Source organism: Kushneria sinocarnis, from assembly GCF_003633775.1.
Taxonomy (GTDB): domain Bacteria; phylum Pseudomonadota; class Gammaproteobacteria; order Pseudomonadales; family Halomonadaceae; genus Kushneria; species Kushneria sinocarnis.
In genome coordinates, this window is sequence record NZ_RBIN01000009.1 from 71,991 (window position 1) to 95,932 (window position 23,942).

Below are 23,942 nucleotides of genomic sequence, written 5' to 3' on the forward strand. Positions count from 1 at the left end.
CGTCGAATTCACCGCATGGGAGACACCATGGCTTTCCAGAACATCAGGGTGCCGGAACAGGGCGCACGCATTACCGTCAACAATGATGATTCCCTGAATGTACCGCACAATCCGATCGTGGCGTACATCGAGGGTGACGGTATCGGCGTGGATGTCACCCCGGCCATGCAGACCGTCGTGGATGCGGCCGTCGAGCACGCCTATGGCGGTGAGCGCCGGATTCACTGGATGGAGGTCTACGCCGGTGAAAAGGCCACCCGGATCTATGGTGACGGGACCTGGCTGCCCGAGGAAACCATGGAGGCCGTGCGCGATCATGTCGTCTCCATCAAGGGCCCTCTGACCACGCCCGTCAGTGGCGGTATCCGCTCGCTGAACGTGGCCCTGCGCCAGAAGCTCGATCTCTATGTCTGCGAACGTCCGGTGCGCTGGTTCGAGGGCGTGCCGTCACCGGTCCGGCGCCCGCAGGATGTCGACATGGTGATCTTTCGGGAGAACTCCGAGGACATCTATGCCGGCATCGAGTGGCCGGCCGGTTCGGCCGAGGCCGATCGGCTGATCCGCTTTCTGCGCGAGGAGATGGCAGTCGACAACATCCGCTTCCCCGAACAGTGCGGCATCGGCATCAAGCCGGTGTCCGAGGCGGGCACCAAACGGCTGGTGCGCAAGGCCATTACCTACGCCATCGAGAATGATCGACAATCGGTGACCCTGGTGCACAAGGGCAACATCATGAAGTTCACCGAGGGGGCCTTCAAGAACTGGGGTTACGAGGTGGCGGTCGAGGAGTTCGATGCCCAGCCGTTCGAGGGCGGCCCCTGGCAGATGATCAAAAACCCGCATACCGGGCGCGAGATCGTCATCAAGGATGTCATCGCCGATGCCATGCTGCAGGAGATCATGCTGCATCCGGCGGAGTACGACGTGGTGGCCACCCTCAACCTCAACGGGGACTATCTCTCCGATGCGCTGGCCGCTCAGGTCGGGGGGATCGGCATTGCCCCCGGCGCCAACCGCTCCGATGCCATCGGCATGTTCGAGGCCACGCACGGTACGGCGCCGAAGCTGGCAGGCCAGGATCGGGCCAATCCCAGCTCGCTGATTCTCTCCGCCGAGATGATGCTGCGCTACATGGGCTGGCACGAGGCCGCCGAGCTGATCCTGCAGGGCATGGAGAAATCCATCGCCGCGGGGCAGGTGACCTTCGATTTTCATGATGTCATGGAAGGGGCCACGCTGCTCGGCAGCCGCGACTTTGCCCGCGCCGTGGCCGCCAACATGTAGTCAGCCGCGGCCTCCGGCGCCCTGCGCCCGGTCATCAGCGCCCTCCGAGCCCCGGGTTCGGGGGGCGCTTCATTTCAGGCAGACGCTATCGCCGCCATTGCCCTCTTTTTATTGGTCGAAGGTTGCAACCGGCCCGGCGTGCCACCATCTTGAAGGGTATCCAAGCCATCTGAATGCGCCCTCGACCCATGATATCGAGCGCTTCAGTCACTTTCCCGCTTGTGTTCACTGGCCCGGCAACTTATGTTCAAGACAGACAGCGATGCAGTTTTTCCGCTGGCGGTGTCGGTCGTGCGATTGGGCATGACACCACCACCTGAGCCGGAAGAGGATGATCATGGTGACGTGGCGGAGCAGACGAGCGATCCCGAGCTCGAGGAACCGCCGCTCTACAGGGTCGTGCTGCACAACGACGACTATACTCCGATGGAGTTCGTGGTCGAGGTTCTGCAGACCTTCTTTGCCATGGATCATGAAAAGGCGGTCCAGATCATGATGGCCGTCCACACTCAGGGGAAGGCGACCTGCGGTATCTTTACCCGCGATATTGCGGAAACCAAGAGTCAGCAGGTCAACCAGTATGCTCGAGAGTGCCAGCATCCGCTGCTGTGCGACATCGACCGGGCGGACTGAACCGTCCGAGGCGGAACGAGGGGACTGCCATGTTGAGCAAAGAACTTGAACTCACCCTGAACACGGCCTTTACCGTGGCGCGCTCCAAGCGCCATGAGTTCATGACCGTCGAGCACCTGCTGCTGGCCTTGCTTGACAATGCCTCGGCAGCCGACGTGCTCAAGGCCTGCGGCGCCAACCTCGACAAGTTGCGCAGCGATCTGCAGGATTTCATCAATACCACGACCCCGCTGATTCCCGAGGATCAGGACGACCGCGAAACCCAGCCCACGCTCGGCTTCCAGCGTGTGCTTCAGCGCGCCGTCTTCCACGTCCAGTCCTCCGGCAAGTCGGAGGTGACCGGTGCCAACGTGCTGGTGGCGATCTTCTCCGAGCAGGAGAGTCAGGCGGTCTATTTTCTCAAGCAGCAGAACGTGGCCCGGGTCGATGCGGTGAACTACATCGCCCACGGCATCTCCAAGGTGTCCGGCCACAACAGCCAGCAGTCGGGCAATACCGGCAGCCAGGAAGGCGAGGAAGCCGAGGAGAGCATGGGCGAATCCGGCTCGAATCCGCTGACCGGCTATGCCACCAACCTCAACGAGCAGGCTCGCATCGGCAAGGTGGATCCGCTGGTCGGTCGCGATCACGAGCTCGAGCGCGTGGTCCAGATCCTGGCCCGGCGGCGCAAGAACAACCCGCTGCTGGTGGGTGAGGCCGGGGTCGGCAAGACGGCCATCGCCGAAGGGCTGGCCAAGCGGATCGTCGAGGAGGATGTGCCTGACGTCATCAGCGATGCCGTGGTCTACTCGCTGGACATGGGCGCGCTGCTCGCCGGTACCAAGTATCGCGGCGATTTCGAGAAGCGCCTGAAGGGACTGCTGGCCGAGCTCAAGAAGGAGCCCAACTCGATCCTGTTCATCGACGAGATCCACACGGTGATCGGTGCCGGGGCAGCTTCCGGTGGTGTCATGGACGCCTCCAACCTGCTCAAGCCGATGCTCTCGTCGGGCGAACTGCGCTGCATCGGCTCGACCACCTTCCAGGAGTTCCGCGGCATCTTCGAGAAGGACCGGGCACTGGCACGGCGCTTCCAGAAGGTCGATGTCCTCGAGCCTTCGGTCGATGATGCCATCCGGATTCTCAAGGGACTGCGCGGTCGCTTCGAGGAACATCATCAGCTCAAGTACACCGATGGCGCCATCGAGACCGCCGTACGGCTTTCCGATCGCTATATCAACGATCGCTACCTGCCGGACAAGGCCATCGACGTCATCGACGAGGCAGGCGCCCATCAGCGACTGCTGCCCGAAGAGGCGCGGGTCGATACCATCGACGTCGAGCAGGTCGAGGCGATCGTGGCCTCGATTGCCCGGATTCCGCCGAAGAGCGTGTCCAGCTCCGATCGCAAGCTGCTGGCCAATCTGGAGCGCGACCTCAAGATGCTGGTCTTCGGTCAGAACGAGGCGATCGACGGCCTGTCGGCGGCGATCAAGCTCTCCCGCGCCGGTCTGGCTTCGCCCGACAAGCCGGTGGGCAGTTTCCTGTTCGCGGGTCCGACCGGGGTCGGCAAGACCGAGGTGGCGCGTCAGCTGTCGCAGCTGATGGGTATCGGCCTGGTGCGCTTCGACATGTCCGAATACATGGAACGGCATACCGTTTCGCGCCTGATCGGGGCGCCGCCGGGCTATGTCGGTTATGACCAGGGCGGCCTGCTGACCGAGGCCGTGACCAAGCAGCCGCACTGCGTGCTGCTGCTCGACGAGATCGAAAAGGCGCATCCCGATGTGTTCAACCTGCTGCTGCAGGTCATGGATCATGGCCGCCTGACCGACAACAACGGGCGTGAAGCGGACTTCCGCAACGTGATCGTGATCATGACCTCCAATGCCGGTGCCGAACAGGCCGCGCGGCGCTCGATCGGTTTCCAGACCCAGGATCATTCGACCGACGCCATGGAAGTCATCCGGCGAACCTTCACGCCGGAGTTCCGCAACCGGCTCGACAGCATCATCCAGTTCCATCATCTGGATACCGAGGTGGTGCGCAGCGTGGTCGACAAGTTCCTGGTCGAACTGCAGGCCCAGCTCGACGAGAAGCGTGTCCAGCTGGATGTCGACGAGGAGGCCCGGGCCTGGCTGGCCGAGCACGGCTACGATCCGGAAATGGGCGCCCGGCCGATGGCGCGGCTGCTGCAGGAAAAGCTGAAGAAGCCGCTGGCCGAGATGATCCTGTTCGGCGATCTGGCCGACAATGGCGGTACCGTGCATGTCACGGTCGAGGAGGGTCAGCTGCATCTGGCAACCGAAGCCGAGGTGGCCTGATCGGCCCGCCCGCCGGATCGCGCGGGCGTCTCCTGAACCACCGAATCATGCCCTGTCTGCGGACGGGGCATTTTTTCATGCGTATGGCGTGAGCGAGCGATCAGGTCGGTGCCGGCGCGGCGGCGACACGGCGATCACCCGGACTGGCAGCAGTCATGAGCGGGGCGGAAGGGAAGAGGATACTGGCAGACCCCGGGATGGGACATCAGCGAGAGCGATAAACGATGCGGCCCTTGGAGAGGTCATAGGGCGTCAGCTCGACCTTGACCTTGTCGCCGGTCAGGATGCGGATGTAGTTCTTGCGCATCTTGCCCGAGATATGAGCGGTCACGATGTGGCCATTCTCGAGTTCGACACGGAACATGGTGTTGGGAAGCGTGTCGACCACGACACCTTCCATTTCAATATGGTCTTCTCTTGCCATATGGCGTCATTCCTCACTGGATGATGGGACGATGCCGAAGGTTATAGTGCATCGTCACCGGATTTGCCACTGTGATCACGATGATCATGATCAATCAGGGCTATCGATGCGGCGTGATATTTTGCCTGATCCGGCGGAGCAGGGCAAAAGGACGTTGGAGCCGTGATGCCTGCAGGCGGCGAATGTCACTGCTGCAGGGGAATGCTGCGCTGCCAGTGCCCGCCCCGGAGATACTCCAGCGGCTGAAAGTTGGCCTTGTAGCGCATCTTGCGACTCTGCCGGATCCAGTAGCCGAGGTAGACATGGGGCAGGCCCAGTGCCCGGGCATGCATGATCTGCCAGAGAATGGCCCAGCTGCCCAGCGAGTGCCGCTGCCACTCCGGAGCCGGACTGAAGAAGGTGTAGACGGCTGACAGACCGTGTTCGAGCCGGTCCATGGCAGCCACGGCAACCAGCTCATCGTGATGGCGGAACTCCACCAGCCGGGCCCAGTCGTGTCCGAGGGTCAGAAAGTTGCGGTACTGATCCTGATCGGGCGGGTACATGGCGCCCTGCGCGTGGCGTGCGCGAATGTAGCGGTCGTACAGGGCGTAGTGTTCATGATGGAAGAGGGCAGGGCCCTCGTGGGCTGTCAGAATGCTGTTGCGCTGCATCAGGCGCCGCTGGGTGCGATCGGGGCTGAAGGCCTCGACCGGTACCCGCACCGGAATACAGGCCGAGCACGCCCGGCAGTAGGGCGTATAGAGATGTCCGCCACTGCGCCGGAAGCCTCGTTCCAGCAGGGCATCGTGAGTGTGCCGGTCCAGCGGATGGGCGGGATCGAGTACCAGCGAGGTGGCCCGGTGGCCATCGAGATAACCGCAATCGTGCTCGCCGGTCAGATAAAAATCCGGCGCACGGGCGGCGTCATGGCTGTCTCGGGTAGCATGAGAGTAGGACACTGACCGGAACCTCGCGTCAGGTGGTCGGAATGGATCAGTCCGCCGCCCAGGGCTGTGGGGCGCGCTCGATCCAGGCATGCTGTTCAAGATATCGAATGAACTCGTCCCGGTCGATTTCGCGGGCTCCCATGCTGAGCAGATGGTCGGTGCGCACCTGGCAATCTATCAGGGTGAAACCCTGTGCCTGCAGCCGGCGGCTCAGCTCGACCAGCGCAATCTTTGACGCGTCCGGGCGCAGGGAGAACATCGATTCGCCGAAGAATACCCGCCCCAGCGCGAGGCCATAAAGGCCGCCCACCAGTTCGCCCGCCTGCCAGACCTCAATGCTATGGGCATAGCCGAGTCGATGCAGGCGTCCATAGGCTGCCCTGACCTGATGGGTGATCCAGGTGCCCTCGCGGCTCTCCCGCAGGGCACCGCACTGGTGAATGACGCTGTCGAAGGCGCCATCGAACGTGACCCGGAACCCGCCGTTGCGCAGTCGCTTGGCAAGGCTGCGGCGTACGCGCAGCTCGTCGGGAAACAGCACCAGCCGCGGGTCGGGGCTCCACCACAGGATGGGGTCCGACTCCCCGAACCAGGGAAAGATGCCGCGCTCATAAGCGGCCAGCAGCCAGTCGGGGGTCAGGGCGCCGCCCGCTGCCAGCAGCCCGTCGGGTTCGTGCAGGGCCTGCTCCACCGGTGGAAACCGGACCGGATAGGCCGCCAGCCATGGCACCATGGAGATACTCGCGGTTATTCGGAAATGCCCGTCATCATACGGGATTTCCCCGGTCCAGCCGAAATCACCTGTCATGCCGGCATCCGGCCCGGGCTGGATAAGCCTGATTTAAAGAAAACGTCGCGAATGCCGTGATTGAGGCTGTTGCGCCCCATTCCGGGGGCGCCCGGCACATTGATCGCGAGGACCCATGCCCATGCCCGGATCCGATTTTCGTTCACGTCTATCACGGATGAGTATTGGCGCCAGAATGGCGCTGCTGACAGGGATAGTGGTAATAGCCGGCTTTCTGCTGCTGGCCTGGGGGCTGTCTGCCCGAATCGAGCAGATGCTCAGGCAACAGCAGAAAACGGCCATGCAGGCCCAGACCGAGCGTGTCAGCGAAATGATCGCCCTGTTCGATCACAGTCTGCAGCAGCAGACCAGACATTTTCTGAAGCTCTTCACGGGGCAGCAGCTAAAGCCACCCTATACGCTGGATGATGCCAGTGGCATGGAAGTGAAGGGCCGGGCGGCCCCGACCCTGGCCGACAGCCGGGGCGTGCTGACGCTGGATACCCAGCGGCTTGATGACTTCAGCGACATGGCGGGTGCGCCGGTTACCATCTTCGCGCGCACCGGTGACGACTTCCTGCGGGTGGCCACGTCGCTCAAGGATCAGCAGGGCGCGCGGGCGATGGGAACGCTGTTGGACCGGCATTCGCGCAGTTATGCCCAGCTGATGGATGGCAAGCCCTATTCCGGTCTTGCCAATCTGTTCGGTATTCCTTACATCACTCGCTATGAGCCGATGTTCGACGAGCGTGGCCGGGTGATCGGAGCCACTTTCATCGGCGTCGATATCCGCAATGAGCTCAATGATCTGAAGGACCGGATTCGTCAGCTGAAGGTCGGCGATGAAGGCAACTTCATGATCGTCAATGCGGCAGCCGGCGAGCATCAGGGCGAGGTGATTGCGGGAGGCGAGCACGAAGGGCAGTCGCTGCTGGAGCAGCACGACCGCAATGGCGAGGCGATCTGGCCGGCCATGTTCAAGACCGCCAGTGGCACGCTGCATTACTCGCTGGCCGGTCAGGGCGGAGAGGGCGAGCGTACCACCTACTTCCAGGCCTATCCGGAGTGGCAGTGGATCATTGCTGCCACCGCTCATGACAACGAGATCGATGCCGCCATCAGCGAGATGCGCTGGCAGCTCATGCTGGCCGCCCTGGTGATGGCGCTGCTGATTGCAGGTGGCCTGTACTGGCTGATGCGGCGTCTCATCTCGCAGCCGCTGCGCAGCGTGGTAGAGCTGGCAAGTCAGATTGCCGAAGGGGATCTCCGGCATCGGCTCTCGAGTCGTCGGCAGGATGAGATCGGGCAGCTGATCATCGCCATGAACGGTATCGGTGACGGGCTTGACCGCATCGTGGGTGAGGTCCGGCACGTGGCGGGTGACATCCATGCCAGCAGCCATTCGCTCAGCAGCGGCAACACCGACCTCTCCCGACGCACCGAGTCGCAGGCGGCCAGTCTGGAAGAGACCGCTGCCAGCATCGAGGAGCTCAGTGCCACGGTACGCCAGAACACCGAACACACTCGTCAGGGGCGTGAGCGTACCGAGGACATGACGCGCATGGCCGAGGAGACCCGGACCCAGGTCAGCCATACCGAGCACTCCATGAACTCGCTCAATGACAACGCCGAGAAGATTCGCGACATCGTCGGCGTGATCGATACCATCGCCTTCCAGACCAATCTGCTGGCGCTGAATGCCTCGGTCGAGGCGGCACGCGCCGGTGAGCACGGGCGCGGCTTTGCCGTGGTTGCCGAAGAGGTCCGACGGCTGGCCAGTCGCAGTGCCGAGGCCGCCTCGGATATCCAGCGGCTGATCGGTGATGCGGTCAACGGTATTCGACTCAGCAATGAGGAAGTGCAGACCATGGGCACCCGGATGGGTGAGTTCATGGGCCGGGTCGAGGCGGTCAGCCGTCTGGTGCGCGATATCAGTCAGGCTTCCGACGAGCAGCTTGCGGGTATCGAGCAGATCAATACGGCCGTGGCCGAGCTGGATGACGTGACGCAGAACAATGCGGCACTGGTCGAGGCCTCCTCGCAGACAACGCGCCAGCTCGATCAGCAGTCCCGGTCACTGCTGAAAAGCATCGACATGTTCCGTCAGCGCGAGACCCGTGGGGATGAGAGGGTGGCCGAAGACTGAAATCGGCCCTGTAGGTCAATCAGGCACTACCTGGCCCTGTGCCACACCCGGCAGGCCAGGTATGATACCCGTCTGCGGGTATCCCGGGTCATGGATCGCACGCGGTAGCGCCTGATTGACACCCGGTATTCGGGATACCCCCTGATGGCAGAACACGAGGTACGCCGAAATGGCGCAAGGGGGATGGCCGTTGAGTGCCAGAAATTCCAGTAACCGCAAGCAGACGAGTCAGCGCAGGCCACGGCGTGACGAGCGCAGTCGCCGGTCAGCCGCGCCACGCGCCCAGAAGGCGCGTGCCAGCGCTCGTCGCATGAGTGCCCGGCTGCAGGGCGCTTCCAAGGAAGGCACCGTCATTCTGCTGCTGGTGGCCTGCCTGTTCCTGCTGCTGGCCTTTTTCAGCTATGCACCCGATGATCCGAGCTGGTCCTACAGCGGTCCGGAGAAGAGTGTCTCCAACTGGATGGGGCCCCTGGGGGCCTGGCTGTCCGATGTCCTCTATTCACTGTTCGGCGCCAGTGCCCTCTGGTGGCCGGGGATTCTGGGCTTCGGAGCCTGGCGGCTGATGCGGCTCAAGGAGGCGCATCTGGTCTGGGATCCGGTGGCGCTGGCAGTCCGGGGCGGTGGCATGCTGCTGGTGCTGGTGGCGACCTGCACCCTGGGCGCGATTCATTTCTACACCCCCCAGAGCGATCTTCCCTACGGGGCTGGCGGTATCATCGGTGAAGGGATATCCAACGGCCTGGGCGCCCTGGTGGGCGTACACGGCGCCACCCTGATGGCGCTGGGGCTGTTGCTGTGCGGTGTGCCGCTGCTGACCGGCATGTCATGGCTGGCCATCATCGATGAGCTCGGTCGCGCCGGGCTGCGGGGAATACTCTGGTTCAGTGTTGCGGTCGGCCACGCCGGCGAGCATCTTTCGCAGCGTCGCCACCGGCACCAGCAGGCACGCCAGGCCGAACGCGCCGCCATTGCGGAAGAGGAGTTCGACTTCGGTGACGAGGAAACGTCCGCCGAGGCCGACGCCGACGCTCGGGCCGAAGAGACGTCGCCGCGTGCCTCTCGCTGGCGCTTCTGGCGGCGGGACGAGTCCGGGGAGGAGGCCCCGGCGGAGGCCGCTCAGGCGCCCGCGATGCAGCAGGAGCCCGCGGCTGCCGAGCGGGCGTTCGAACCGGCGGCCCACTCCAACGGGCATGCCGAGGCCAACGACGACAGCAGCATCCCCTGGGAGGTGCCGGCGCAGACGCCATCGGCGCGTCGTCAGCGCATCGAGCCCGAACTGTCATCGACCACCGCCTACACCCGGGCAGAACCGCAAGAGCGCGTTGCACCATCCTCGGCTGCGGAGCCGCAGGTCGCTCCGGAGAGCTCCGCCGGTGAGGCCGAACATGCGTCGTCGCCGTCAGTCGGGACCGAGCCGACGCCTCACCATGAGCCGGCCCGCGACCATTCGCCTGCTTCGGCCGAGGCCTCTTCCAGTCGCCAGGAGAGAGTCGATACGGATGACAGTGATCGGCAGCCACTGGCTGACGTGACCCGCCGGCGCATTCCCGAGGTCATTCCCGAACCGATCGTGCCCGATGATGATGAGCCACCGGTGTCGACTTCTTCGGCTCGAGCTTCCTCGATCCGGGACGATGACGCGCCGGTTCCGAGCTGTGACGAGCGAAGTGACGAGCCGGAACCGTCATCCACTGTCGCGGCGCCATCATCGAGCGACTCCCGGTCGGCTCCCCATTTCCGGGAGAGGCCCGAAGAAGCAGAAGCGGGCGCGCCTTCCGGGCAGTCGGCGGCTCCGGGCGGTGTGCATGCCCTGCAGCAGGCGCATGACGAGCCGGAGGAGCAAGCCTTCCCCCTGCGGGCTGACGACGCTCACGACAAGGCACCCGACGACAGCGTCATTTCCGCCGAGCGACATGAACGGCACGGTATGCAGGAAGACACGGCATCGTCGGACACGGCGCGCCATGCCCCGTTTTCCGCACCTGCCGGACGGGAGCCGGCGACCGGGGATGACGCGCCGTCCGCCGCTGCTGCATCCGCACCCGCCGGTGACGTCCATGCGAGTGATCACGGCGCCGAAGCCCCGACCCGGCCCGATGGCCGGGAAGAGCATCACGGTCGGAGCGAAGCGCCGATCACGGCAACGGACGACGCGCCGGAAGACGCCGATGACAACGGTCCGACGCTCTGGACGGTCGAGCACCTGCAGAGCCAGCGGCCGGAAAGCGACGTGGCCGATGAGCCTGTCGGGACGATGCCGTCGCTGTCGCTGTTGACGCCGCCCAGCGATCATCAGCCCAACTATACCGATGAGCAGCTGGCCGAGATGGCGGAGCTGCTGGAGGTGCGGCTGCGCGAGTACGGGGTCAAGGCCGAGGTCGTGGACACCTGGCCGGGTCCGGTGATCACCCGCTTCGAGATCAAGCCGGCACCGGGGGTCAAGGTCTCCAAGATCAGCAATCTGGCGAAGGATCTGGCCCGTTCGCTGCTGGTCAAGAGCGTGCGTGTGGTCGAGGTGATTCCCGGTCGCCCCACGGTGGGTATCGAGATTCCCAACCCGCAGCGGGCCATGATCCGGCTGCGCGAGGTGTTCGATTCCGACGCCTACCAGAATGCCGAATCCCCGGTCACGGTGGCGCTCGGTCAGGACATCGGCGGCAACCCGGTGGTGGCCAATCTCAACAAGATGCCGCACCTGCTGGTGGCGGGCACCACCGGTTCGGGCAAGTCGGTCGGGGTCAATGCGATGCTGATCTCGATGCTGCTCAAGGCCACGCCCGATGATGTGCGCATGATCATGGTCGATCCCAAGATGCTGGAGCTGTCCGTCTACGACGGCATCCCGCATCTGCTGGCGCCGGTGGTGACCGACATGAAGGAGGCCGCCAACGCGCTGCGCTGGTGTGTTGCCGAAATGGAACGCCGCTACAAGCTGATGGCGGCGATGGGCGTGCGCAATCTGGCCGGCTTCAATGCCAAGCTGGACGAGGCCGAGCAGGCCGGCGCCCAGGTGGCCGATCCGCTGTGGGAGCCGCAGCCCTGGGAGATGCATCAGCAGCCGCCGGTGCTGGAGAAACTGCCCTATATCGTGGTGGTGATCGACGAGTTTGCCGACATGTTCATGATCGTCGGCAAGAAGGTCGAGGAACTGATTGCCCGACTGGCGCAGAAGGCGCGTGCGGCAGGCATCCATCTGATCCTGGCGACCCAGCGCCCCTCGGTGGACGTGGTCACCGGCCTGATCAAGGCCAACATTCCGACGCGCATGGCCTTCCAGGTCTCCTCGCGGGTGGATTCGCGTACCATCCTCGACCAGGGGGGTGCCGAGAACCTGCTGGGGCATGGTGACATGCTCTATCTGCCGGCCGGGGCCGGCATGCCGACTCGTGTCCATGGCGCCTTTGTCGATGATGACGAGGTCCACCGGGTCGTCGAGGACTGGAAACGGCGCGGTGAGCCCGAGTATGTCGACGAGATCCTGACCGGCGGCGTCAACGCCGATGCCCTGACCGGGCTGGAAGCCGAAGGCGGCGAAGGGGGCGATGCCGAACAGGACGCGCTCTATGACGAGGCGGTCGCCTATGTCACCGAATCGCGCAGGGCCTCCATCTCGGCCGTGCAGCGCCGCTTCAAGATCGGCTACAACCGGGCCGCCCGGCTGGTCGAGGCGATGGAGAGCGCCGGCGTGGTATCGTCCATGGGCACCAATGGCCAGCGCGAGGTGGTGGCACCTCCGCCGAACCATTGAGCGCGACCGGATGTACAGGGCCCCGGGCGCCGTCCCGGGGCCGGAGAAATCACGAATGAGCTTTCAGGAATAGCGCATGTTTCACAACCATCCTTGCACTGCATCGACCACTGCGCCCTTCGGCGGCCTGTCGCGGGCTGTCGGCAGGCTGCTGATCATCGTGCTGGCGCTGCTGTTGCCGCTTTCCGGTGCCCAGGCAGCCGACTCGTCCAGCCCGGCACAGCGGCTGACCGAGCTGCTGGAGCCGCTGAAGACCTATTCGGCGGATTTTCAGCAGAAGGTCGTCAGTCAGGCCGACCAGGGCGGCAGCATGCAGAATGCCAGCGGCCACATGTGGCTGTCGCGGCCGGGGCGGTTCCGCTGGGAAGTCAGTGAGCCCTACAGTCAGACGGTGGTCTCCGATGGCGAGAAGATCTACCTGCATGATCCCGATCTGCAGCAGGTGAGCATTCGGCCGCTCGACCAGCGGGTGACGCATACGCCGGCGCTGCTGCTCTCCGGTCAGGCGGATGAGCTGACCGACAGCTACAGCGTGACGCGCCGACAGCAGGGCACGACCGAAATCTTCACGCTCTCGCCCAAAACCAACGAGACCCTGTTCGAATCCCTCGACATGACCTTCCGCAGCGAGCAGCTCACCGGGCTGGATCTGACGGACAGCACGGGTCAGCAGACACGCATCAGCTTCAGCAATATCCGGGTCAATCCGCAGATCGACGAGGCGCGTTTCCGGTTCCGGATTCCCGAGGGCGCCGACGTCATTCGTGACCGTCAGAGCCCCTGAGAAGCGGGGGCGCCGGTCATGAGCGATCTGTTCGATCAGGATGCGCCGCCGGGACAGCCCCTGGCGGCGCGACTGCGCCCGCGGACGCCGGCGGATTATGTCGGCCAGGTGCACCTGATGGGAGAGGACAAGCCCCTGCGTCGGGCGCTGGAGCATGATCAGCTCTACTCCATGATCCTGTGGGGACCACCCGGGGTGGGCAAGACCACGCTGGCGCGCATGATGGCCGAGCAGACGCGGGCCCACTTCGCCACGCTATCGGCCGTGTCCGCGGGGGTGAAGGATATCCGCAGCGCGGCCGAACAGGCCCAGCAGCGCCGCCAGAGCGGGATCAGGACGCTGCTGTTCGTTGATGAGGTGCACCGCTTCAACAAGGCGCAGCAGGATGCCTTCCTGCCCTGGGTGGAGGAGGGGGTGTTCATCCTTGTCGGCGCCACGACCGAAAACCCCTCCTTCGAACTCAACAACGCCCTGTTGTCGCGCGCCCGGGTGCACGTGCTCAAGCCGCTGACCCATGGCGAGCTGCGGCGCGTGCTGGATCGTGCCCTGGTGGAGGCGGCAGGGCTGGGCGAGCTGGCGCTCGAGGTCTCCGAAGAGATCCGCGACATGCTGGCCACCGCTGCCGACGGCGACGCCCGTCGGGTGCTCAATCTGCTCGAGATTGCCGCCGACATGGCGCAGGCCGGCAGTGCGGGCGAGGCGGCGCGGATTGACGAGTCGATTCTCGAGGATGTGCTGGGTGAGAGTACCCGTCGCCTCGACCGCGGCGGGGACCTCTTCTACGATCAGATCTCGGCACTGCACAAGTCGGTGCGTGGCAGCGCTCCGGATGCGGCGCTGTACTGGTTCTGTCGCATGCTCGATGGCGGCGCCGATCCGCTCTACATCGCAAGGCGTGTGGTCCGCATGGCCAGCGAGGAGATCGGCAACGCCGACCCGCGGGCCCTGAGCCTGGCGCTCGAAGCGTGGCAGGTGCAGGAGCGGCTGGGCACTCCGGAAGGGGAGCTCGCCGTGGCCCAGGCCATCGTCTATATTGCCTGCGCGCCCAAGAGCAACGCCGTCTACAGGGCCTACAACGAAGCCAGACAACATGTGTCATCGACAGGCGCCCACGAGGTGCCGGTACACTTGCGCAATGCGCCCACCGCTCTGATGAAGTCGCTGGGCCATGGACACGAGTACCGCTACGCACACGATGAGCCGCATGCCTATGCCGCGGGCGAGGTCTATTTTCCCGAGGCGCTGGCCGGAACACGTTATTACCACCCTGTCGATCGCGGACTGGAAAAGCGCATTGCCGAAAAGCTCGACTGGCTGGCCTCGCTGGATGCCGGAAACGGTCGCTCGTCATGAATACCGACTAATCGACGCCGCAAGTGAGGCAACAGGGAATGTTCAACTGGATCGGAGTCTCCTGGCAGTGGCTGACCGCGAACGCCGCACTGTTCAGTGCCTTATGCAGCTTTGGCATGTTCATCATCTGGTTCGTTTATCTGCAGCTGCTGCTGCACAACTTCCGGATGCAGCGCAAACCCCAGATCATCATCAATCGGGGGCGCGGCCGTGACGTTGACTCGCTCTGCCTGATCAGCAACATGAGTCAGGAAGCGGTGTTCGTCGAAACCATCTTTGCTCAGCTGGAAACCTCGGATGGCGTCTGGTTCGGTGACATTACCGATACCGTGGACCAGCAGCACTCCGAGGACGATCAGCGTCAGCAGGACAGCAGTCAGACCGAGACGCCCTATCCGCTGAGCCGCATGACCCGTCAGGGGCCCCTGAACAAGGGGCAGTACATGGAGGGTGGCTCGTTCGGCACCCTGATCCGGGAAGTCGCCGGCACTCATGGTCTCGAACTCGATGAGAGCTGCAATGTGGTCAAGGGCGAGACGAAGCTGCAGGGCATCGAGATCCGGCTGATTGCGATCTTCGGTTCGGAGAAGCGGCCGGTGGGCGCCCGGCGGCATTTCGAACTCAGACAGGAAGACGATGGCCGCATCAGCGTGGTGCCCGGTCAGATCACCACCCAGCAGCTCAATACCCGCCGTCAGCAGCTCGAGCTGCGTCGCTGGCGCCGGATGCTGACCTGAGCACGGGCATGGCGCGGGGCGTGCCGACCCGGTGACGCCCGGCCTGTCGGACCATCGACCAAAGAATGAGCCGATTGCAATACAACGTCACAGCGCCGGGCTAGACTGGAAGTTTCCACGACGTCTTCCGGAGAAGCCGCCATGCTCGATATGTCACAGCTTCGCCAGGATCACGCCAACATGGCGCGCCTGCTGCACGTCCTGCTACAACGCCACCGGATGCTGGCCGAGGGGGAGCGTCCCGACTTTCGCATGATGCGGGAGGTGCTCGACTACATCCTGGCCTACATGGATGAATACATCGTCCCCCTGGAACGATTGTGTTCCGAGCGGCTCGTCGAGCGCGACAGTGAAAACGGTGCGCTGGTCTTCGAGGCGGCCAACGATTACCGCGCCCTGAAAAATCGCCTGAACCGGCTCAGCAACGACCTCGACATGATCCTGATGGATGCCATCGTGCCCATGGCGCAGTTTGCCGAAAGCCTGAAGGCGTATGTCGATGCACACCGGCACTATCTGCGCCTGGAGCGCGAGCGCCTTTTCCCGCTGATCGAACGTCACTTCGACGATCAGGAGTATCAGCATCTGCGTAACCTGCTGCCGGGCGACGCCCGGGTTCGTGTCGAGCAGCTGCAGCAGGATTACCCCAGCCTCTATGCCGAGTTCCGCGAAGCGCAGGTCGTGCTGCCGTAGGGTGCCGCCCTGTTCGAAGTGGCTTCGGCGTGGCCGGACGTGCAGCGGGGTGGCCCCGGTGGCCACCCCGCCTGTCGGCTGTCTCAGGCCACCCGGGCCCTACAGCCTCTCATAGGCATACCCCCGCATGCCGTAGATCGCCAGCGTGGTCAGCGCCGCCGGTGCCACGGCGACATCCGGGTTGATCGCCTGATCGCCGATGCGCCAGTGGCTGAGCGCCTGACCGCAGACCTCCACCTTGACGCCGGCCTTCCTGAGCGCCGCGATCAGGTCGGTATTGGGGTTTTTCGTATCAAACCACTGACGATAGGTCGGATCCGCGATCACGCTGCGGGTGGCGGCGCCATGGATGATGGCCACGAAGTGCAGCCGCTCGGGGGCGACGCCGTTGGCGGCAAACACATTGATGGCACGGCCCACGCGCTTGAGTCCGGGGTTGAGCTGCGACGGGCTCTCGGCACCGCTGTCGACATCGAAGATGACCTTGTAGGTGCCATCGCTGGCCGGTACGTCCTCGTTGTCGTCATCGCGTGGCACCACGCCACCGTACTGGCTGATGACCGGATACTCCATCTTGAGCGGGGGCTTCGAACCCGGTGCCTCGCGGGCGGCCAGCAGGCCGGCCAGGAGCATGACAAGGGCTGCAGCGAGCAGGGCGATCGGTTTCCAGTGGCGGGTCATTCCCATGATGGTGTTCTTTTGTGTCGTGGCGGGGCGGAAGTTGAGTGGCCGGCCGCCGGGACCGTTCCCATCGGAGCATGTGCGCCGGCCGCGAGGATCCTGCCGGCGCAACACTCACGCCAGGCCCTGGCAGGCCCGGTCCCGGTGCCTTTCCCGGTCCGGTTTCAGCAGGCGGCGAACCCGTCAGAACCGCTCATAGGCATAGCCCTTCTGACCGTACATTGCCAGCGTGACCAGCGAGGAAGGAGTGACATCCACCTGACTGTTGACCATTTCCTCGCTGATGTCCCGGCGGCTGAGGGCCTGACCGCAGACTTCCATCTGTACGCCGGCCTGCTCCAGTGCCGCGATGACGTCGCTGTCGGGATTGGCCACGCCGAAGCGCTTTTGGTAGGCCTGCTCGGTCATGACGCTGCGGGTCGAGTCGCCGTGCAGGATGGCCACGAAATCGAGATGGTCGGGATCCACCCCGTGCGCGGCGAACACATTGACGGCACGCGCCAGCCGATCCAGCTGCGGGTTGAGCTTCGCCGGATCATCACCGCCATGGAAGACATCGAAGATGACGTGGTAGGTCTTGTCGGGATCGGGCTGATTGGTGTTGTCGTCACTGCGGGGAATGACGCCGCCGTACTCCTGGATGACCGGATGCACGGCCCTGTCCGAATTGCCCTGGCTGTCGTTCTGCCGGGCACTGGCAGCGCCGAGCGGCAGCATGGTGAGGGCCGTGGCGAGCACACCGGCCACCGCACACTGATGTCTGATTCCCATGAGCGTTCTCCCTTGCAATGTGAGTATGGGGATTGTAGTCCAAATGGACCAGGTCGAAGGCATCTGCTGTATGAGTTGACGGCTGATATTGAAGGGCAGCTTAAGGCATGAAATGCCGAATTATTGTGCTGTTCCGGTTATCGCCGCGCCAGGCAGCCAGCACCTGCGGCATGACCGAGCATCGGGATGGGGGCGGGCAGAAGGTCTGAACACCACCAAGGTGGTATGGCCTGAATCCCGGCGCACTCATAGCTTGTATGACGTCATATCTGAAATATGGCGTCCCTGTGGCACGGCACGAGTGGTGACGCCTGCGACCCCGGAGGAGGTGGACATGACGACTCGACCGCATCAGGCCACGGGAACTGCATCGGCTCCCGCGCGCCAGAGGTTCGGCCAGCTGCTGCGTACCCTGGGGCCCGGCATCGTGGCAGTGCTGGCCTGGCTGGGGGCGGGGGATCTGATCACCTCGTCCGTCTCCGGCTCGAACTATGGCTACGGACTGATGTGGGTGCTGGCGGTCTCGCTGCTGTTGCGCTTTCTGATCGTCAACATCATTGCCCGCTTCCAGCTCTGCAACAATCAGGGCATGACCATTCTGGAGGGCTACGCCCAGCTGCATCCGCTGTTCGGCTGGTTCATGTTCATCTACGCCCTGCTGATGGGGCACCTGATGAACGCCTACATGCTCAAGGGCGCGGGCGAGGCGCTGGCGACCCTCCTGCACATCAACCAGCCGCTGCTGTGCGCCTGCGCCGTGGCGGTTGCCGTCTGGCTGCTGGTCGGGCGCAATGTCTACCCGGTCATCGAAGGCGCCATGAAACTGCTGCTGGCCGCCATGACACTGGCCTTTCTGATTCTGGCAATCATGTCCACGCCCGACATGGGCGGTCTGCTGGCCGGCACGGTGGGTTTCAGCATTCCGGCGGATACGGGAGTGCACGGGGCGCTGCTGGTGGCCGTGTCGATCATCGGGGCAGTAGCCGGCTCGATCGCCAACTTCGTTCACCCCTATGTGATGAAGGAAAAGGGCTGGACGGGGCCGGAGCACAAGCGTATCCAGCGCAACGACCTGCTGTTTGCCGTGCTGGTGGGAATCGTGATCAACCTGGCCATCTGGGTGGTGGGCGCCGAGATCCTGCGCCCCAACGGCATCGAGGTGAACTCCATTGATGACATCGCGGCGGCGCTGGAGATGTACTTCGGCACCTTCGGCTGGCTGCTCTTTTATCTGGGGGTGTTCGCCACCCTGTTTGCCAGTGTCTCGGGCAAGACCACGGCCTTTCCGATGCTGATCACCGATGCCCTGCACCGCATTCGGCCGGGGCGCCGCGAGCGCTACGGACGGGTCTTTCGCGACGATCCGATGCACAAGTGGTTCATGCTGTTCATCCTGTTCACGCCGCTGATCTGGTCGCTGCCCGGCACGCCGAACTTCGTCACCCTGACCATTGGGGTCAATGCCCTCAATATCGTGGGGCTGCCGGTCATTGCGCTGGGACTGCTGATCATGTCCAACCAGAAGGGGCTGCTGGGGCGCTACCGCAACAACTGGTTTGAAAACCTCGCCCTGGGCTTTGCCACGCTGCTCACCCTGTGGAGTGCCGTTCAGCTGGCGCGCAGCCTGCTGGGTTGAGCTTTCGGACGCGGTCCGGACCGTGGTGGCCGGTATCGACCAAAGTTCGGGTTGGCGCCGATGCCGCGGAGGCATAAATTGTATGACATCATACATAGGGCAGGTGCCCGATGGATCATGTTCCGCTCAATGGAGTGCCCATGACAGCGCTGAGCGAGACCCCCCGGCTCACGACCATGCAGGTCATCCCGGTCGCCGGAGAGGACAGCATGCTGCTGAACATCGGCGGCGCGCACGGCCCGCTGTTTACCCGCAACCTGGTCATTCTCGAGGACAGTGCCGGTCATGTCGGGCTGGGGGAGGCGCCCGGCGGTGACGTCATCGAGCGCACCCTGCGTCAGGCCATCGAGCAGGTAGAGGGGCAGTCGATCGCTCATCTCAACCGGATCGTCGGCGAGCTGCAGCGGGGGCATCAGGGCTCGGACTTCGCGGCGACCGGCGAAGGGGCCTGGACCTTCGAACTGCGGGTCAATGCCGTGGCAGCACTCGAGTCGGCGCTACTGGATCTGCTGGGGCAGTTGCTCGGCGTGCCGGTCGCCGAGCTGCTGGGGGAAGGCCGGCAGCGCCGGGAAGTCACCGTGCTGGGCTACCTGTTCCATGTCGGTGATCATCGCCGAACCGATCTGGGCTACCGCGACAGCGCGGAAGGCACCCACGAGTGGTACCGGTTGCGCAACGAGCCGGCGCTGGATACGGCCGCCGTGCTGCATCAGGCGCAGGCAGCGCAGGATCGTTACGGTTTTCGCGATTTCAAGCTCAAGGGGGGCGTGCTGCCCGGTGCCCGGGAGATCGAAACGGTGCAGGCACTGGCCTCGGCGTTTCCCGATGCCCGCATTACCGTCGATCCCAATGGCGCCTGGTCGCTGGACGAGGCGATCCGGCTGTGTCGCGGCCTGCGCGACGTGCTGGCCTATGCCGAGGATCCGTGTGGCGCCGAACAGGGCTTTTCCGGTCGCGAAATCATGGCGGAGTTCAAGCGTGCCACCGGGCTGCCGGTGGCGACCAACATGATTGCGACCAACTGGCGGGAGCTGGGGCACGCCATGATGCAGAACGCCATCGACATTCCGCTGGCCGATCCGCACTTCTGGACGCCGAGCGGCGCGGTCCGGGTGGCGCAGTTGTGCAATGAGTGGGGACTGACATGGGGCTGTCATTCCAATAACCACTTTGATGTCTCGCTGGCGATGTTTACCCATGTGGGCGCTGCAGCACCGGGGGCGCCCACGGCTATCGATACCCACTGGATCTGGCAGGAGGGGCAGCGGCTGACCCGTACGCCCCCGGAAATACGTGACGGTCGGATCGCGGTGCCCGAGGCCCCGGGGCTCGGCATCGAACTCGACATGGCCGCCGTCGAGCAGGCTCATCAGCGTTATCGCACGCTGGCAGGCGGGCGCCGTGACGACGCTCTGGCCATGCAGTATCTGATCCCGGGCTGGCAATTCGATCCCAAGCGCCCGGCCATGGTGCGTTAGCCACATTACCGGCAGCGAGCTGCCCAAAGCGAGAAAGGCGGCAGCACCGCCCTGCGATCACTACCCTGGAGGTCATCATGCATTTCGATCATCAGCAACTGCGTGCCGCCCTGAGCGACGGGCTGCTCTCCTTTCCGATCACTGACTTCGATCAAGCCGGCGAATTCGATGTGCCTTCCTACGAGGCGCGGCTGGAGTGGCTCAGGCAGTATGATGTCTCGGCCTTGTTCGTGGCCGGCGGCACCGGCGAGTTCTTCTCGCTGACCACGCGTGAAGTCGAAACCGTGGTGAATTCGGCAGTGCGGGTCTGCGGCGGTCGGCTGCCGATTCTTTCCAGCGCCGGGCGTAACGTGCGCGATGCCATCGAGCAGGCGCGAATTGCCGAGGAGAAGGGCGCCGACGGCCTGCTGCTGATGCCCCCCTACCTGACCGAGTGCCCGCACGAGGGGCTGGTCGATTATGTCTCCCGGGTGTGCGCGGCCACGAATCTCGGCGTGGTGCTCTACAACCGGGCCAATGGGCAGCTCGATGCCGCCTCGGTCCTGCGCCTGACCACCCAGTGCCCCAATCTGATCGGCTTCAAGGATGGGGTCGGTAATATCCAGGCGCTCAATTCGATCATCAAGACGGTGGGCGATCGCCTGGTCTACATCGGGGGCGTCCCCACGGCGGAGATCTTTGCCGAGGCCTACATGGCAATCGGCGTGAACACTTACTCCTCGGCTGTGTTCAACTTCGTGCCGGAAGAGGCGGTGAAGTTCTATCAGTTGTTGAGGGAGGGGCGCACCGCACAGGTGTCACGACTGGTGGAGAAGTTCTTCGTGCCCTTTGTCGCCCTGCGCGAGCACAAGCGCGGCTATGCCGTCAGCCTGATCAAGGCCGGCGCCGAACTGATCGGCCATCCCGGTGGCAGTGTGCGCACACCGCTGGTCATGCCCAGTGATGACGAGCGAGCCGAGCTCGAGCGGCTGATCGGCATCTTCAGGCAGATGACCCGGTAGGTCGGGCGACAGGGCCGGCCGGGGGCGGCCTGCAGGCACTGCCTGGACCCCGGTCCGGCCGTCAGGCGATACTGCCGGTTCAGTGACAGCCATATTTTCGAGCGGATGCCCACATGATCTCGCCTGATTCGCGATATACGCCACCGCGCCGACGCCAGAACCTGTCGGCCTACGTTGTCAGTGCCCTGGAGGAGATGATCCAGCAGGAGCAGCTCAAGGTGGGGGACCGGCTGCCCACCGAGAGCCAGCTGGGCGAGATGTTCGATGTCAGCCGCACCGTGGTGCGCGAGGCGGTGTCGCATCTCAAGTCGCGGGGCATGGTCGAAACCCGGCGTGGCATCGGCGCCTTCGTGCTGCGCCGGCATGCCTCGACCTCCTTCATGACCGAAGGACTGAGCCTGGAAACCGCCAGCGAGATCGTACAGGTGCTGGAGTTCCGGATCCCGATCGAGACGGAGGCAGCCGGCCTGGCGGCAGCGCGACGCACGCCGGAGGATATCGCCGCGCTCGAAGACAACCTGGCGCGTTTTGCGCGCAGCATCGGGGATCGGCATCTGGCCAAGCAGGAGGATTTCGAATTCCACCGGCTGATCGGCGCGGCCTGCCGGAACCATGTCTATCTGCGTTTCTACGATTTCTTCGGCGAAACCATGGTGCCGCGCTCACATGTCGAGGATCTGGGCGCGCGGGATGAAGTGATTCGCTATCTGGAGAACGTGCTGGAAGAGCATCGGGCGATCTATCGCGCCATTGTCGATCAGGCGGGCGATCGCGCCCGACAGGCCATGCAGGATCATCTGGGCCGCTCCTGGCGGCTGTACCACGGCCGGCTGGAAACGTCCGCCGACTGACGCAGACACGGTGAAGGGGCCGGGGCATGACCTGCAGGGCCGCCCGTGCCCTGTTGCCCTCGGTGGGCCGGCGGTCAGCGCCCGGGTGTCGGTACGCAAAGAGTGTTCTGTTCACGGAGGAATAGCATGAGCAGCGTGATCGAAACCGATCGCCACCAGGCGCCGCTGATCATTCGCATCAACGAGCTCGACAACGTCGCGATTGTTGCCAACGATGGCGGACTGCCGGCCGGCACCGAGCTGGCGGACGGGCCGCCGCTGACCGAGTGGGTCCCCCAGGGGCACAAGGTGGCACTGCAGCGAATCGAGGCGGGCGAGGCCGTGGTTCGTTACGGGGTGGCCATCGGCTATGCGCGCCAGCCACTGGCGCCGGGCTGCTGGGTGCATGAGGGGCTGCTGGAGATGCCGGCATCGCCGCAGCTGGATAACCTGCCCATGGCCACCACGGCCCCGCCTGACCAGCCGCCGCTGGAAGGTCACACCTTCATGGGGTATCGCAATGCCGATGGCAGCGTGGGGACGCGCAACATCCTCGGCATCACCACCACGGTGCAGTGCGTGGCCAGTGTGCTGGAACACGCCGTGGAGCGCATTCGCCGCGAGGTGCTGGCGGCCTACCCCAACGTGGATGACGTGGTGGCGCTCAATCACACCTATGGCTGCGGCGTGGCCATCGATGCACCGGATGCGCCGATCCCCATTCGCACCGTGCGCAATCTCGCCCGCAACCCCAACCTGGGCGGGCAGACCATGGTTGTCAGTCTGGGCTGCGAAAAGCTGCAGCCCGACCGGCTGCTCTCCGGCGAGGGCTTCGAGCAAAGCGATGCCGAACAGTGGGTGGTGCGCCTGCAGGAGCATCAGGGGTTCGGGGAGATGCTCGATGCCATCGTGGCGATGGCGCGTCAGAAGCTGGCCGTGCTCAACGAGCGCCGGCGCGAGCCCTGTCCGCTCTCCGGCCTGGTGGTGGGCGTACAGTGCGGCGGCAGTGATGCCTTCTCCGGCGTGACGGCCAATCCGGCCATCGGCCACGCCACCGATCTGCTGGTGCGGGCGGGAGCTACGGTACTGTTTTCGGAAGTGACCGAGGTGCGCGATGGCATTCATCTGCTGACCGCGCGCGCGGCGAATCGCGATGTCGCCCGACAGCTGATCGAGCAGATGGCCTGGTACGATGACTATCTGGCCGGCGGTGGGGTGGATCGCAGTGCCAACACCACCCCCGGCAACAAGCGTGGCGGGCTCTCCAACATTGTCGAGAAGGCACTGGGGTCGATCGTCAAGTCCGGCACGCAACCGATCAGCGGCGTCATTCCCCCCGGGGAGCGGGTCAGGGTGGCCGGGCTGAGCTTCGCCGCCACCCCGGCCAGCGATTTCATCTGCGGCACGCTGCAGCTGGCGGCCGGCATGAACGTGCACATGTTCTCGACCGGTCGGGGCACGCCCTACGGTCTGGCCATGGCGCCGGTGCTCAAGGTCGCTACCCGCAACGCCCTGGCGCAGAGCTGGCATGACCTGATGGACATCAATGCCGGCCAGGTGGCCATGGGAGAGGCGAGCATCGAGGAGGTCGGACGCCAGATGTTCGAGTCCGTGATCGCCACCGCCAGTGGCCGCCGCACCTGGACCGAGCGCTGGGGACTGAAGAATGATCTGGCGCTGTTCAACCCGGCACCGGTGACCTGAGCGGGGGCGGGCCGGGTAAC

The 23,942-nt window shown here is 64.4% G+C and carries 18 protein-coding genes and 1 pseudogene; 14 read left to right on the forward strand and 5 right to left on the reverse strand.

What is annotated here, in order from left to right; all coding sequences use genetic code 11:
* Positions 1-27 precede the first annotated feature (27 nt).
* The 3 genes from icd to clpA all read left to right on the forward strand — a co-directional run bounded on the left by icd (position 28) and on the right by clpA (position 4,220).
* A complete protein-coding gene (gene icd / locus C7446_RS14440; protein ID WP_121173832.1) occupies positions 28-1,284 on the forward strand; it encodes an NADP-dependent isocitrate dehydrogenase in 1,257 nt (418 codons plus the stop codon).
* 303 nt (positions 1,285-1,587) lie between these two features.
* Positions 1,588-1,917: an ATP-dependent Clp protease adapter ClpS gene (clpS, locus tag C7446_RS14445; RefSeq protein ID WP_245977864.1), complete on the forward strand. Its 330-nt coding sequence runs from the start codon at positions 1,588-1,590 to the stop codon at positions 1,915-1,917.
* Between the two features lie 29 nt (positions 1,918-1,946).
* Entirely contained in the window at positions 1,947-4,220 is a 2,274-nt protein-coding gene (gene clpA, locus C7446_RS14450; protein WP_121173834.1) for an ATP-dependent Clp protease ATP-binding subunit ClpA, read from the forward strand.
* Between the two features lie 205 nt (positions 4,221-4,425).
* On the opposite strand, the gene infA is transcribed toward clpA, so the two are convergent.
* From infA to aat, 3 genes are all read right to left on the reverse strand, one after another.
* Positions 4,426-4,644 carry a translation initiation factor IF-1 gene (gene infA / locus C7446_RS14455; protein ID WP_025732678.1) on the reverse strand — a complete coding sequence of 73 codons (219 nt, stop codon included), beginning with the start codon at positions 4,642-4,644 and terminating at the stop codon, positions 4,426-4,428.
* Positions 4,645-4,829: 185 nt separating this feature from the next.
* Positions 4,830-5,585 carry an arginyltransferase gene (locus C7446_RS14460; RefSeq protein ID WP_245977865.1) on the reverse strand — a complete coding sequence of 252 codons (756 nt, stop codon included), beginning with the start codon at positions 5,583-5,585 and terminating at the stop codon, positions 4,830-4,832.
* Positions 5,586-5,619: 34 nt separating this feature from the next.
* Entirely contained in the window at positions 5,620-6,306 is a 687-nt protein-coding gene (aat, locus tag C7446_RS14465) for a leucyl/phenylalanyl-tRNA--protein transferase (protein WP_121173836.1), read from the reverse strand.
* A 331-nt stretch (positions 6,307-6,637) separates the two neighbouring features.
* Here aat and C7446_RS14470 point away from each other — a divergent pair.
* The 6 genes and pseudogenes from C7446_RS14470 to C7446_RS14495 form a co-directional block, all read left to right on the forward strand.
* Positions 6,638-8,506: pseudogene (locus C7446_RS14470) on the forward strand (methyl-accepting chemotaxis protein); the annotation flags it as partial.
* Between the two features lie 190 nt (positions 8,507-8,696).
* Complete coding sequence (locus C7446_RS14475; RefSeq protein WP_425454115.1) at positions 8,697-12,254, forward strand: DNA translocase FtsK; 3,558 nt, start codon at positions 8,697-8,699, stop codon at positions 12,252-12,254.
* Between the two features lie 76 nt (positions 12,255-12,330).
* Positions 12,331-13,038 carry an outer membrane lipoprotein periplasmic chaperone LolA gene (lolA, locus tag C7446_RS14480; protein WP_121173839.1) on the forward strand — a complete coding sequence of 236 codons (708 nt, stop codon included), beginning with the start codon at positions 12,331-12,333 and terminating at the stop codon, positions 13,036-13,038.
* 18 nt (positions 13,039-13,056) lie between these two features.
* Positions 13,057-14,391, forward strand: a complete 1,335-nt coding sequence (locus C7446_RS14485; protein WP_121173840.1) for a replication-associated recombination protein A — start codon at positions 13,057-13,059, stop codon at positions 14,389-14,391.
* 38 nt (positions 14,392-14,429) lie between these two features.
* Complete coding sequence (locus C7446_RS14490; RefSeq protein ID WP_121173841.1) at positions 14,430-15,128, forward strand: hypothetical protein; 699 nt, start codon at positions 14,430-14,432, stop codon at positions 15,126-15,128.
* A 141-nt stretch (positions 15,129-15,269) separates the two neighbouring features.
* Entirely contained in the window at positions 15,270-15,821 is a 552-nt protein-coding gene (locus tag C7446_RS14495; protein WP_121173842.1) for a hemerythrin domain-containing protein, read from the forward strand.
* Positions 15,822-15,920: 99 nt separating this feature from the next.
* On the opposite strand, the gene C7446_RS14500 is transcribed toward C7446_RS14495, so the two are convergent.
* On the reverse strand, positions 15,921-16,508 hold the full coding sequence (locus tag C7446_RS14500; RefSeq protein WP_121173843.1) for a DsrE family protein: 588 nt from the start codon (positions 16,506-16,508) through the stop codon (positions 15,921-15,923).
* A 177-nt stretch (positions 16,509-16,685) separates the two neighbouring features.
* Positions 16,686-17,273 carry a DsrE family protein gene (locus C7446_RS14505; protein WP_170150101.1) on the reverse strand — a complete coding sequence of 196 codons (588 nt, stop codon included), beginning with the start codon at positions 17,271-17,273 and terminating at the stop codon, positions 16,686-16,688.
* Between the two features lie 334 nt (positions 17,274-17,607).
* Here C7446_RS14505 and C7446_RS14510 point away from each other — a divergent pair, with 334 nt between their 5' ends.
* The 5 genes from C7446_RS14510 (at position 17,608) to garD (ending at position 23,922) form a co-directional block, all read left to right on the forward strand.
* Positions 17,608-18,909, forward strand: coding sequence for an Nramp family divalent metal transporter (locus C7446_RS14510; RefSeq protein WP_121173845.1), 1,302 nt, complete (start codon positions 17,608-17,610; stop codon positions 18,907-18,909).
* Positions 18,910-19,049: 140 nt separating this feature from the next.
* On the forward strand, positions 19,050-20,387 hold the full coding sequence (locus tag C7446_RS14515) for an enolase C-terminal domain-like protein (RefSeq protein WP_121173846.1): 1,338 nt from the start codon (positions 19,050-19,052) through the stop codon (positions 20,385-20,387).
* Positions 20,388-20,464: 77 nt separating this feature from the next.
* On the forward strand, positions 20,465-21,388 hold the full coding sequence (gene kdgD / locus C7446_RS14520; RefSeq protein ID WP_121173847.1) for a 5-dehydro-4-deoxyglucarate dehydratase: 924 nt from the start codon (positions 20,465-20,467) through the stop codon (positions 21,386-21,388).
* Between the two features lie 113 nt (positions 21,389-21,501).
* On the forward strand, positions 21,502-22,239 hold the full coding sequence (locus C7446_RS14525) for a FadR/GntR family transcriptional regulator (RefSeq protein WP_121173848.1): 738 nt from the start codon (positions 21,502-21,504) through the stop codon (positions 22,237-22,239).
* Positions 22,240-22,365: 126 nt separating this feature from the next.
* A complete protein-coding gene (gene garD / locus C7446_RS14530; RefSeq protein WP_121173849.1) occupies positions 22,366-23,922 on the forward strand; it encodes a galactarate dehydratase in 1,557 nt (518 codons plus the stop codon).
* The last annotated feature ends 20 nt before the right edge of the window (positions 23,923-23,942 follow it).